Genomic DNA, 12,695 nt, shown 5'->3' on the forward strand with positions numbered 1-12,695 from the left:
TCACAACAGCCCGCTTTCGGCGCGCTCGATGGCGACGGCGAGGGCGCGGGCTTTGTTCAGGCATTCCTGGTGCTCGCGCGCCGGGTTGCTGTCGGCGACGATGCCGGCACCGGCCTGGATGTAGACGGCGTCCCCTTGCATGACCATCGTGCGAATGGCGATACAGGTGTCCATGCTGCCATCGTAGCCGAAGTAGCCGACCGCGCCGGCGTAGAGGCCGCGCCTTTCCCCTTCCAGCGTCTCGATGATCTCCATTGCCTTGACTTTGGGCGCGCCGCTGACCGTGCCGGCAGGAAACGTAGCCCGCATCAAGTCATACGCATTCATGCCCGCCTTTAGCCGTCCTTCCACGTGGCTGACGATGTGCATCACGTGGCTGTACCGTTCAATCGTCATCAAGTCCCGTACCCGCACCGACCCGTACTCGCTGACGCGCCCCAGGTCGTTGCGGCCCAGGTCCACCAGCATCACGTGTTCCGCCCGTTCTTTTTCGTCCGCGAGGAGTTCCGCCGCCAGCGCCGCGTCTTCCTCCTCCGTCTGGCCGCGCCAGCGCGTGCCGGCAATGGGCCGCACACTCGCCACCCCATCCTCCAGACGCACGTGCATTTCCGGAGACGAACCGATCACCTGCATCTCGTGCGCGCCGAAGTCGAAGTAAAACATGTAGGGCGACGGGTTGAGCATGCGCAGGGCGCGGTAGATGGCGAACGGATGCGCCCCGGTGCGCCGCGTCAGGCGCTGGCTGAGGACGACCTGGAAGATGTCGCCGGCGCGGATGTGTTCCTGCGCCTGGCGCACAATCGCCTCGTACCGCTCCCGCCCCATGTTGGAGACCAGAGGCGCGCCGTCGTGTTGGTGCAGGCCGATGCCCCAACGACGATGGGGCACGGCGGGCAGGGGGCGCAGCAGTTTTTCGCTGACGCGCTCAATCCGTTCGATGGCCTCTATGTAGCTCGCTTCCGGGTCGTCGCCGACGTGGGCGTTTGCCAGGATGAGGAGGCGGTGGCGGGCGTGGTCGAAGACGACGAGGGTGTCGGCGAGGAGGAAGATGGCGTCGGGGATGTTGAGGGCGTGGGTGGCGGAGGCGGGTAGTTTCTCGAAATACCGCACCACGTCATACCCCAGATACCCCACGCCGCCGCCAATAAAACGGGGCAGTCCGGGGACGTCGGCGGGTGTAAATCGCTCAATCTCCGCCCGCAAAACGTGCAGCATGTCCTCGCCCGCCGCCAATTCGCGGCTGTAGGCGGCATCGGCCTGGGAGACGGTCACGGTGTTGCCTTGCAGGGAGATCATGCCGCGCGGATTGACGCCTACGAAGGAGTAGCGCCCCACGCGCTCGCCGCCTTCGACCGATTCCAGCAGAAAGGAGGGGCCGCTGTCCTGCATCAGCTTCAGGTAGACGGAGACGGGCGTTTCCAGGTCGGCGGCGAATTCGCGGTAGACGGGGATCAGGTTGGCGGAACCGGCGGCAAGCTGGCGGAAGGCGGCCAGGTCCGGTGCATAAATGCGTGATTTTGGGGTTGCTGTTTCCTGTTTCATCATTTTCGATGCAATCCTCCGCAGCCTGTCAGTTGGTGGTGGGTAGTGGGTGAGATGCCGGCATAAACAAAAACGCCCTCATCCCGATCAGGGACGAGAGCGTGAATTCCCGTGGTGCCACCCTGGTTAGGTTGCCCGGGATCAAAAATCGCGCCCGTGATGGCGCGAATCAAAACCCCAGCCAGCCTCACTCTTGTTGGTCCAGTCCGCGGACGAGACCTCAGCCCTGTAACGGGAGCGACCCGGCCTGGGCTACTTGTCTTCGCCCAGGCAACTCCCTGGTCCATTCACCGACGGCGCTGTTGTTGGTCTTCCAGCCTACGAACCAACTCTCTGGAACCCGCTTTGCCGATTACTCTTCCAGTTCCGTGTTGTTGCTTTATAAAGTTGGGCAAAATATAGCATGGAGTCGCGTCCTTGTCAAAAGCGGGGTGTCTGGTCGGTGGGGGGACAGGCAGGGCAATATCTCCGCCGGGTTATTCCAAACTATAAACGCGGGGGTGCGCGGGGTTTTTGTTGACACCGTCATTTTTGTGGGGCGAATACTGTTCCGCGCCAGGGCGCTGCGCGCCCCGCCCTCGACTCGGGCGGAAACAACTTGTGTTCCCCGTATTTCTGTGAGAGGCAATGGGCTTATGGGTTATCAACAAAAGTTCCGCGCAGCCTAAACGCGGAAGCCCATTGACAAACGGGGATAAATAGGCGTATTATGTAGGCGATTACAGTCCATAGTGCCCCAGATGCACAAGGGACTGGCAGCACAAAGAGGCGGTCTTTGAGTTTCCACTAGTGTGCCCGCTTGCTTTCGATGTCGAGGGAAGCACCCGATCGAAGCCAACTTCTGTCATCGGCCACCAAGAAACTCCCCTACATACAATCGCCTGCTTTGCTGCCACGAAGGTTCCTTGTCCCCATCTGGGGCTTTTTTGTTTGCCCTGCCGTGTAGGATGCTTTTCACCTGCGGCCATTTCTTACAACATTTCCGTTGCGCCCGCCAAAGTGGGCCGTTCCTCCCGCCTGATGGTTTATTCTTCCGGCAGGACGCGGGCGAAAAGCAGGGTGTCGCGCAGGCTGCCATCAACGGCGCGCTCATGGCAGCGCAAGGTGGCTTCCAGTTCGTAGCCGGCGCGGTAGGCGACGGCGGCGCTGGCTTTGTTACGCGCGTCGCAGCGAATCTCCACGCGCCTGGCTCCTAAAACGCCAAAAGCAAAGTCGGTGATGGCGTTGACGGCTTCCGTGACGTATCCCTGCCCCTCAAACTGCGTGCGCACCCAGTAACCAATTTCAAATCGAGGGATGGTCCAGTTAACGCGGTGCAGACCGCTGCCGGCAACATACACATCCGTGCCGCGCAAAAAGCAGAGCAGTTGCAGGTCCCTGCGCTCCACAAAGGCGGCATGGGAGCGGCGAACGAACGTTTCCGTCTCCGCCACCGTATGTGGATGGGGCGACTGCGCCCAATCCATCCACACCTGCAATCTCGGCCACGACTCCACGATGGCCGCATTCACCGCTGTGCCATCTCCCGGACGCGGGGCGCGAATTGTCAATCGTTCCGTTTCTATCTGATCAGGAAAATCACGCAAAATGTCAGGTGTCACGATTCGTCTCCGAAGGGGAAGGGGTGATAATGGACTCAGGCGTAGCAGACAGGCTGAAAACGCGCGAGCCAGTTTGACGGCGCGGTGCGCGGAAAAGGCGCATCCGTTAATAAAGGCTTCGCTCGGGAATTGACGGATGCGCGGGAAGGGTTCTGATGTATTGGAAAGTCCAAAGCTTGTTCCGAGCGAACCCTAAGGACTGACGATGAAATAAAGTACGGAATGGCATCGTCAGTTTGCAGGAACGGTCAGGAAACAACGTCGTTGTCTTATTTGATTTCCGTTACTAAGGACAGCCGCAGTTAGTGGCGGTCCGTAATGAAGTTCGCGGAAACGCGCGGATAGTGACTATCCATGATAGCTTATCAGCAACCGTCCGCAAAAAGTGGGCGTGCCTCGAACCCATGCGAGAGAAGGCGTTTTAATTGCCGCCGGTCACCAGTGGCAGGAAGGCGCCGGGGACCAGGTTGGAGGGCGCGACGGTTTGCGTCACCGCATCGCTGACGTTATTGGCCCGGTCGCGGGCAGTGAGGGTGAACGTGTAGCTGGCCTGCGGGTCGCCCGTGTACATGGCGGACGTATCTGTGGTGTCTTGCAGCCACAATTGGGGCGCGCCATCGTTTTCGGCCACCAGTATCACGTAATCCTGCACGCCGCTGCCCAGGTTGTCATCTCCCGACCAGCTTAGGTTAATGGTGGCGCCTACGCGGGAGATGGACAGAGAAACCACCGGGGCGCGGCGGTCCGTCTCGATGACGATAAGGGGACGTCCGCCAATGGGGTAGAGGGCGGGGTCCCAATCGGCCGGCTTGTTCTGGTTGGTGGCGGCGGGCAAGGTGAGCGTGTAAAAGCCATCAACGGCGGTGAGCATCTGCGTGACACCGTCTGGTGTGATTAGCAGGGCGCTGTCGGCGGCGGCGGGCAGTTGGGCCACTTCCGTTTCGCCGAAGCGTGCCCAGAGGCCGACGATGCGCTCGCCGCTGCTGGGGCGGTAGAAGGCAATCCACTCTTGCGGACCGTTGTATGGGTCTTCGCTGCCGGGGCGTTCGCGCCACAAGGGTTCCACGTCTTGCACATAGGTGGTGAGAATGCGATAGGTGGCGTTATTTTGGCGCGGCGATTCGGGGGTGGGGTGCTGCGTGAAACAGGCGGCGTCCGTGGGGTTGCTGAAGAGGCCGTTGGCGTCCCCGGCGCATGGTTTGGTGGGGTCGCTGATTAACATGCCGTTGGCGTCGCACAATTCGCCGTTGTGGGGCGGGAAATCGGTGCCGCGCGGCTGGTTGCCGCAGCCATCGTAAAGCTGGAAGTGGAAGATGGCGTCCGCGCCGGCATACATGGCGTAGAAGGCGCTCTGGATGATGAAGTCGGCTTGCTCGCTGAGGGTGGCGCGGTAGGGGCTGGTTTGGTCCCAGACGGGGCCGGGGTAGTCGTTCCAGGCGGGGACGCCTGTTTCGTTGAGCCAGATGGGTTTGTTCAGGCCGTGCGCGCCGAGGGAATTGCCGGCACGAAATACATGATACCACGACTGCCAGGCGTAATAATAGCTATGCGTCGCCAGGATGTCGTGGAAATAACCGTTGTTCGCCGCCAGCGGGTCCGCGTCGTAGATGTCCAGCACATTTTCGTAGAAATTCAGCAAATCCCCGGAGAAATTGTTCGCCAGCCCGCCAAACAACACCTGCGCCGAGTCGTCCACCGTCTTGGCTGCCAGATAGCCGACTTTGAGCAGGCGGGCATAGTCCGCCACGCTGCCGTCCCAGAAGCTGGGCAGGTCTGGTTCGTTCCACATTTCCCAATGGGTGATGCCGACGCCGTCCGGCCAGCCGTTGGCCTGCGCCAGAATGCCATCCGGTTTGTATCGTTTGATGGCGGCGGAGACGAAGTTGGCCCATTTGTTGTCGGGGTTGATGGTTTTGCCCGGTCCGGGGATGTCCGTGCCGTCGGTGAAGATGGGTTCGTAGAGGCCGACGGGGGTGGCGGTTTGGGGCGCGGTGAGGGAGAGGGGACCTGCCGGCATTTCCGCCGGTGATGGCGTCAACGGAAAAGTAGCGAGGCCGCCCGTGAGGTAAAAACCGGGGGTTCCGAGGAGAATAGCGTCGATTTGCAGCCCATGGGCCAGGTCGGCGATGATGGTGGCGTCTTGCGCGCTCCAGTTGAATTGCCCCGGATTTTGTTCGATATTGTACCAGTAAAGGGGCCACCGGTTCCAGCGCGCGCCGGTAGAGAGGGCGTTGGCGTATTGCTGGTCGTCGGCGGGGTCTTCGGCGGAACTCATGAAGTTGACGCCGTAGAGGGGGCCGGTGCTGTCGGTGGTGGCGGGGAGGAATTGGGCGGGAGATGCCGGCATTTCCGCCACACCCCCGCCGCCTACCCATCGCGCCCCACTGCTGCCCCGCGCCCCACTCACCCGCCCCGCGCCCCACGTTGCTCCCAGGAGCGTGACACCCAGAATGAACCACAGCACTATTCTTTTCATCGTTATTTCCTCGTAACTGCTAAGCCCGATTGGTCCAATCTCCAGAGCGCGTTAGTAGTTGCATTTCCTCGTTTTATAACGAGAGACTACAGCCTGCATCATCCCAGAATAGCGTTGACTTCCTCCAACTCCGCGGACGTTAACGCCCAATCGGCTGCCCCCGCATTTTGCCGTATCTGCGACACCTTTGTCGCGCCGGAAATCACCGAACTCACTTGTGGTTGCGCCAGCAGCCAGGCGTGCGCCAATGCCCCCATGGTCCGCCCGCGACTCTCCGCCCACGCCGTCAGCTTCTCCACGGCCGTGTAATTGGCGTCCGTCATGTACCCCTGGACGTAGGCGCTCCCTTCGCCGCGAGAGCCGGCGGGCGCGGGTTCGTCGCGCTTGTATTTGCCCGTCAGGAAACCGCCCGCCAGGGGGAAGTAGGGGAGAATGCCCACCCCGTATGCGTTGCAGTACGGGATCATTTCCTTCTCTAGCTCTCGCTCCAGCATGTGGTAGTGGGGTTGAATGGTGACGAAGGGGGACCAGCCGCGCATTTCGGCCAACAGGTTGGCCCGCGCCAGTTGCCAGGCGGCGAACCCGGACGCGCCCACGTAGCGCACTTTGCCGGCACGCACCAGATCGTCCAGCGCGCGCAAGGTTTCTTCAATGGGCGTGCCGGCATCCCAGCGATGAATCTGGTACAGATCAATGTGGTCGCTTTGCAGGCGGCGCAAACTGTCCTCAACCGCGTTAAAGATGTGATAGCGGGACGCACCGCGATCGTTCGGACCTTCGCCCATTTTGCCGAATACTTTGGTTGCCAGGACAACCTGCTGCCACCGCCCCTTGAGGGCTACACCCAGCGTTTCTTCCGAGCGTCCTTTTTGATACACGTCGGCGGTGTCAATGAAGTTGACGCCCATATCCAGCGCCGCATCGATGATGTCGTTGACGCCCTGCTGGTCTACTTTGCCGCCAAACTGGTTTGTGCCCAAACCGATGACGGATACAAGGACGCCGGAGTTGCCTAAGGGACGATAATTCATGAGGGTCTCCTGGTGGGGCGAGTTTCTAACTCACGTGAAAAAAGTTGATAGACGGACGGTTACTGCCAAGCATTTCAAGATAGCCGCTATCCAAGATAGCCGCTGCCCGCACGTTTCCGCTAGTTCAATTGCGGACGGTCACTTAAGACTGACGATGGTATAGAGTACGGAATGGCATCGTCAGTTTGAAGGAACGGAAAGGAGACAACTTCGTTGTCTTATTTGATTTCCGTTCCTTAGTCGGCGGGGTGTGGCTCGGCGTGGAGGGCCTGAAGCTGGCGGAACAGGGCGCGTTCGGCTTCGCTGAGGTGCTGTGGAAGTTCGACCTGGATGGTGACGTACAGGTTGCCGCGTTGGTCGGGGTGATTGAGGACGGGCATACCCTGCCCGGTGATGCGGAAGACGCGCCCGTTTTGGGTTTCGGCGGGGATGGTGAGCGTGCCGACATGGTCCAGGGTGGGCACTTCCACTTTGCCGCCGAGGATGGCCGTATACAGACTGACGTTGACCACTTCGTAGAGATCGTCGCCGCGCCGTTCAAACTGGGCATGGGGGAGTTCCTGGATATTGATGTAGAGATTGCCGGCAGGGCCGCCGCCCGCGCCCGGCGCACCGCCCCCCTTCACACGAATGCGGGAACCGGTTTTTACCCCTCGCGGAATCTTCACCTGGGCGGTCGTGCCGTCCATCTTCTTCACCTGGCGCGTCGTGCCATTCTGTGCTTCTTCCAGGGTCACTTCCACAGTCACTTCCACATTTTGGCCTCGTTGCGGACGTGCCTGAAAACCGCCCCGTTGCTGTCCACCCAGGTTGCCAAACAGGAAGTCAAAAAAGCTGGAGTTTCCGCTGTCCTGGCCACCAAAGCCGCGTAAAATGCTCTCCAGGTCCTCCATATTCACCCGCGTGCCGCCCTGGCGGGCATACTGCGACCAGAAATCATCGGGTCGCCCGCCCATGCGTTGGAACTGCTGCCACTGCGAGCCAAACTGGTCGTACTTCTGCCGCTTCTCCGGGTCGGAGAGGACTTCATAGGCTTCGTTGATTTGCTTGAAGCGTTCTTCCGCCGACTTGTTGTCCGGGTTGACATCAGGGTGATACTGGCGCGCCAGTTTGCGGTACGCCTTTTTGATTTCGTCCTGGCTGGCTGTCTTGCTCACGCCCAATGCCTGATAGTAATCACGATATTCCATGCAACTGCTCCATACTTTGTCTTTTCGCTGGCCTTTGGTGGTCGTGTACGCAATATGGCATCAACGGCACCCTATCAGGCCACACCATATTAGAATAACACAGTTCCGTATCAAAACTATTAGAATACGATTTACGCGTGGCGATGTTAAAAGACGGGCGCAGTTTTCACAACTGCGGTGGTTTGGCAAGTGCGTCGCTCCCATGGGAACTCTGGAAATGAAAACCGCGGACCCAAAGGTCCGCGGTTGGCGTTATTGTGATGATCCGTCGAACAGGGCGCCGACCGGTGTGCATTATGCCTGTTGGAACTCGCCTTCGATGACGTCTTCGTCGTTTCCTTCGCCACCGGTCTGCCCGGTGAAGCCATAGCCTTCATTGCCGCCCTGGGTCTGGTAAAGCTGCTGGCTGAGGGCGTAGCTCATTTGCTCCAGTTTCTGGCTCAGATTGCGAATGCGCCCGGCGTCATCGCTGCCCAGGGATTGCCGCAGTTCCGTGATGCTGGCTTCAATGCGGCTGCGTTCGGCGGCGGGAACCTTATCCCCTAGCTCCCGCAGGCTTTTCTCCGTGGTGTAGATGAGGGAGTCGGCGCTGTTGCGGGCGTCCACCAGGTCGCGGCGACGTTGGTCTTCCGCCTCGTGGCGTCGTGCCTCATTGACCATGCGGTCCACATCTGCTTCGCTCAGGTTGGTGGTAGCCGTAATCTGGATGCTTTGCTCTTTCCCGGTGGCCTTGTCCTGTGCTCTCACGTGCAGGATGCCGTTGGCGTCGATGTCAAAGGTGACTTCGATTTGGGGGACGCCACGCGGCGCGGGGGGGATGCCGTCCAGGCGGAATCGGCCCAGGGGTTTGTTGTCCTCGGCCATGGGGCGTTCGCCTTGCAGCACCTGTACGTCTACGCCGGGCTGGCCGTCCTCGGCCGTGGTGAAGATTTGTGACTTGCGCGTGGGGATGGTGGTGTTGCGCGGGATGAGGGGCGTCATGACGCCACCCATCGTCTCAATGCCCAGGCTCAATGGGGTGACGTCCAGCAGGAGGACATCTTTAACCTCGCCGCCCAGCACGCCGGCCTGGATAGCCGCGCCCACGGCGACGACCTGATCCGGGTTGACGCTTTTGTTGGGTTCCTTGCCGGTTAGTTCGCGCACCAGGTCCTGGACCATGGGCATACGGGTGGAACCACCCACCAGGACCACTTCGCGCAGTTCGGCGGAGGACATGCCGGCATCTTGCAAAGCCTGTTCAAACGGATGCCGGCAGCGCTGCACCAAATCCTGCGTCAAATTCTCAAACCTGGCACGGCTCAAACGTATCTGCAAATGCTTCGGTCCGGCGGCATCCGCCGTCACAAACGGCAGGTTAATCTCCGTCTCCATCAGCGTGGATAGTTCGATTTTCGCCTTCTCCGCGGCCTCACGCAGCCGCTGCAATGCCTGGCGGTCATTCGCCAGATTAATGCCCTGGTCTTTCTTGAATTCCTCAACCAGCCAGTGAACGATCCGCTCATCCCAGTCATCGCCGCCCAGATGCGTGTCACCGTTGGTGGCCTTCACCTCAATGACGCCATCACCCACTTCCAGCACGGACACGTCAAACGTGCCGCCACCCAGGTCAAAGACGAGGATGGTCTGGTCCTGTTTTTTGTCCAACCCGTACGCCAGCGCCGCCGCCGTTGGTTCATTGATAATGCGCATCACTTCCAGACCGGCAATCTGGCCGGCGTCTTTGGTTGCCTGCCGTTGGCTGTCGTTAAAATAGGCAGGCACGGTGATCACGGCTTTGGACACCGGCTCGCCCAGATACGCTTCCGCGTCTCGCTTCAGTTTTTGCAGCACAAACGCGGAGATTTCCTGGGGCGTGTAGGTCTTGTTCGTGACCGGGATGTGAATGCGCGCGTCTCCGTGCGTTCCCGCCTGGATTTCGTAGGGGACCATTTTCATGGTGCGTTTGGTTTCTTGTTCTTCAAACCGCCGCCCCATCAATCGTTTCACGGAATAGACGGTGTTTTCCGGGTTTACGACCGCCTGGCGCTTGGCTGTCTGACCGATCAGGCGTTCCTTCTTTTTGCTGAAGGCTACAATTGAAGGGCACAATTCCCCACCCTCAGCCGTGGGGATGACAACGGGGTCGCCCCCTTCCATCACGGCTACGACGGAGTTGGTTGTGCCCAAGTCAATTCCAATGATTTTAGACATTTTATCCTCCTCGGAGAATCAGGATTGTTCGTCCTGTTGGTTGACATTCTTCGCAGCAGGCTGGATGCGGGGGGGATTGTGCCGGCATTTGCGCTGCCTCTTCTCTTGTACTCTACTCATCCTATGCCAGGCGCGTAAAAAACATATATGACCCGTGTTAGCGTTGCGTATGAAATGGAGAAGTAGCGAGTGGCTGCCGCAGAAGCGGATTTGAGAAAAGAGAGACGGCTCTCCCAACGTTGTAGCAGGAGAGCCGTCTTTACCGGGCGATGTTGTCGCCGTTATCAAACTCGTGCAGCCGTTAGCTCGTTGCCGTTTCCGCCTTGAATACACTTTTGTGGCCGTTGGTCTTAATGGTAATCCGCTTCGGTTTCGCTTCCTCCGCTTTGGGGATGAAGAGAGAGAGGATGCCGTTGGTGTAGCTGGCTTCCACGGCGTCCGTGTTCACCAACTGCGGCAGCGTCAGGCTGCGGCTGAACGTCCCATAGCGGCGCTCACGCACATGATAGCGAGTCCCCTCGGCCAGTTCGTCCTTCTCTACCTGACCCTTGATGGTGAGGATGTTTTCATTAACGGTGATGTCGATCTGTTCGGCATCGACGCCGGGCAGCGAGGCTTTCACCATGTAACCGTCTTTGTTTTCCACCACGTCCAGCGCCAGCGGCCATTCGGCGGCGTCGTTCCAGCGCATCGCGGGGGGTTCCAGCGTGTCTTCGAAAGCGCGATCCATCGCTTCGCGCAGGGCCATCATTTCGCGTACCGGGTTCCAACGAGTTAAAGTAGCCATGTTTACGACCTCCATGATTTGTCGTTTGGTGAATGTCTTTTTTGAGGATGATGTTTTTGCTTTCACATGTGTTTGTTTGTGAATACGTCCCTAATTAAACTGAATGAGTGTAAGAGCAACGTATGACGAAAGTTAGAAATACGTCGGAATTTTCGGGGGGTGCGAGACGATGCGGGAGGGAAAATGCCGGCAGCAAAAAAGCCCCGGCTCAATGTGAACCGGGGCTTTCGAGCGACTCGTGAGGGTCAAATAGCTCTGTGCGCCTATTTGTTTGCCTTCGCCGTAATCACTTTGTGACCATCGGACTTGATGGCGATTCGCTTGGGTTTCACTTCTTCCGCCTTCGGGATACGTAGCTCCAGCACCCCTTTGGCATAGACCGCCTCAATTTTGTCCGCATTGATGAGGGTTGGCAGCGTTACGCTGCGCATGAAACTGCCAAACCGGCGCTCACGAACATGATATTGCTCCTCGTGAACCAGATTCTCGCCTTCTACTTCTCCCTTGATGGTGAGGATGTTGTCATTCACGGTGACGTCAATATCCTCCGGGTTCAGACCAGGCAGTGATGCCTTGACGATGTAATTGTCACCGTCTTCAATCACATCTAGAGCCACGGACCACATTTTCGCTTCCGGCCAACGAAAGCTGGGAAAATCAAAGGTGTCTTCGAACATACGATCAACGGCGTCGCGCAGACTCAACATCTCACGAACCGGATTCCAGCGTACAAGTGTAGACATAGTAGACCTCCTCGAAAGAAGTTTATGGTTGGTTGTTGCCAGTTAGTGGCTGCCCGCAATTAAATTAGCGGAAATGTGCGGGCAGCTTGACAGTAACCGCCCGTAAAAAGTGTGAAGTTGTTTTCGGGCGGTTACTTAGTGGCGCTCCCGGTGTTTGGTGAGTACGTTAAATATCTCACCTATGCGAGAATGGATTGTTCACCTTTAGGGAACGCCTTTCGCTTTGGCGGGATTTCTCAGGTGTGTTCCGCTCCCGAGACCCAGAATCTACCGGTAATTTAAGCACGGCAATGTAAGAGGCGTGTATGATCAAGATTAGAAATACGTAGGACAGCGCGCGTCGGTAGGACTACAACCAGCGCGGAGTGCCGCGGGCGGATGATCAATGACTCATCGTTTCATCGTCTGTAGCCGTTTGTTCTGGGGAGCAGGTGCGATGTTCGGATAGATCGCTGTACCGAATAGGGTTGCATAGTATTCCCGCTCATTTCGTCGGATTTGGACTTTGCCCCTACATCGCTTATAATCCCTTTCTGGCTCGGTAGCCTGACGTTCATTCGGCACGACGACTACCTGGCTCATCACAACCAATTACATCGGAGGATAAATAGATGTTGACTCAGACGGAAAAAGCCGAACTGATCACGAAATTCGGCCAACATGAAGGCGATTCTGGTTCGGCGGAAGTGCAGATCGCCATTTTTGACGCACGAATCCGCCAGTTGCAGGAGCACCTGCGGATGCACCGCCACGATGAAAGCTCCCGCCGCGGCCTGCTTAAGCTCGTGGGTAAGCGTCGTCGATTGCTTGCTTATTTGCGCAAGAATCACCCGGAACGCTACCAGAGCATTTTGGCGGAGCTGCAATTGCGTCGTTAGTAGAAGTTTCCGTAGGGGCATGGCGACTGCCATGCCTCTGCGCTTGCTTCTGAATTAACAGATAATAAACGTATAACGTCTGCGCGGCGGAACCAGGGTTTAGGAGTTGGGCATTGTCCCGTACTCGCCGGTACGGGCCAATGCCCAATCCCTAAACGTTCTTGCCCCAGACGAAGAATTAGCACGTAGCCTTGTTAACCACAGCCCATTTCTTGGGTCTGTGCTTTGTTGCGTTTGCGCGCAGGTAGGCCGAA

General features: G+C 58.5%; 9 protein-coding genes and 1 other annotated feature. Of the genes, 1 reads left to right on the forward strand and 8 read right to left on the reverse strand.

Features of this window, described 5'->3' with window-relative positions; translation table 11 throughout:
- The 8 genes from trpE to H6650_06925 form a co-directional block, all read right to left on the reverse strand.
- Positions 1-1,509, reverse strand: coding sequence for an anthranilate synthase component I (gene trpE, locus H6650_06890; GenBank protein ID MCB8951723.1), 1,509 nt, complete (start codon positions 1,507-1,509; stop codon positions 1-3).
- Positions 1,510-1,628: 119 nt separating this feature from the next.
- Positions 1,629-1,920: a binding site (T-box leader), on the reverse strand.
- Positions 1,921-2,567: 647 nt separating this feature from the next.
- Positions 2,568-3,143, reverse strand: coding sequence for a GNAT family N-acetyltransferase (locus H6650_06895; protein ID MCB8951724.1), 576 nt, complete (start codon positions 3,141-3,143; stop codon positions 2,568-2,570).
- Between the two features lie 421 nt (positions 3,144-3,564).
- A complete protein-coding gene (locus tag H6650_06900) occupies positions 3,565-5,619 on the reverse strand; it encodes a hypothetical protein (protein ID MCB8951725.1) in 2,055 nt (684 codons plus the stop codon).
- 98 nt (positions 5,620-5,717) lie between these two features.
- Positions 5,718-6,650 (reverse strand): aldo/keto reductase, encoded by a 933-nt coding sequence (locus H6650_06905; protein MCB8951726.1) that lies wholly within the window; start codon positions 6,648-6,650, stop codon positions 5,718-5,720.
- Between the two features lie 236 nt (positions 6,651-6,886).
- On the reverse strand, positions 6,887-7,840 hold the full coding sequence (locus tag H6650_06910) for a J domain-containing protein (protein ID MCB8951727.1): 954 nt from the start codon (positions 7,838-7,840) through the stop codon (positions 6,887-6,889).
- A 294-nt stretch (positions 7,841-8,134) separates the two neighbouring features.
- On the reverse strand, positions 8,135-10,033 hold the full coding sequence (gene dnaK, locus H6650_06915) for a molecular chaperone DnaK (GenBank protein ID MCB8951728.1): 1,899 nt from the start codon (positions 10,031-10,033) through the stop codon (positions 8,135-8,137).
- Positions 10,034-10,334: 301 nt separating this feature from the next.
- Positions 10,335-10,820 carry an Hsp20/alpha crystallin family protein gene (locus H6650_06920; protein MCB8951729.1) on the reverse strand — a complete coding sequence of 162 codons (486 nt, stop codon included), beginning with the start codon at positions 10,818-10,820 and terminating at the stop codon, positions 10,335-10,337.
- 263 nt (positions 10,821-11,083) lie between these two features.
- Positions 11,084-11,563 (reverse strand): Hsp20/alpha crystallin family protein, encoded by a 480-nt coding sequence (locus tag H6650_06925; GenBank protein MCB8951730.1) that lies wholly within the window; start codon positions 11,561-11,563, stop codon positions 11,084-11,086.
- Between the two features lie 611 nt (positions 11,564-12,174).
- Here H6650_06925 and rpsO point away from each other — a divergent pair.
- On the forward strand, positions 12,175-12,441 hold the full coding sequence (rpsO, locus tag H6650_06930; protein ID MCB8951731.1) for a 30S ribosomal protein S15: 267 nt from the start codon (positions 12,175-12,177) through the stop codon (positions 12,439-12,441).
- Positions 12,442-12,695 lie beyond the last annotated feature (254 nt).

The organism is Ardenticatenales bacterium (assembly GCA_020634515.1).
Classification (GTDB): domain Bacteria; phylum Chloroflexota; class Anaerolineae; order Promineifilales; family Promineifilaceae; genus JAGVTM01.

Coding starts and splice junctions, on each gene's coding strand:
- H6650_06900 (MCB8951725.1), bottom strand. CDS start 5,619: ATGAAAAGAATAGTGCTGTGGTTCATTCTGGGTGTCACGCTCCTGGGA.
- H6650_06905 (MCB8951726.1), bottom strand. CDS start 6,650: ATGAATTATCGTCCCTTAGGCAACTCCGGCGTCCTTGTATCCGTCATC.
- H6650_06910 (MCB8951727.1), bottom strand. CDS start 7,840: ATGGAATATCGTGATTACTATCAGGCATTGGGCGTGAGCAAGACAGCC.
- dnaK (MCB8951728.1), bottom strand. CDS start 10,033: ATGTCTAAAATCATTGGAATTGACTTGGGCACAACCAACTCCGTCGTA.
- H6650_06920 (MCB8951729.1), bottom strand. CDS start 10,820: ATGGCTACTTTAACTCGTTGGAACCCGGTACGCGAAATGATGGCCCTG.
- H6650_06925 (MCB8951730.1), bottom strand. CDS start 11,563: ATGTCTACACTTGTACGCTGGAATCCGGTTCGTGAGATGTTGAGTCTG.
- rpsO (MCB8951731.1), top strand. CDS start 12,175: ATGTTGACTCAGACGGAAAAAGCCGAACTGATCACGAAATTCGGCCAA.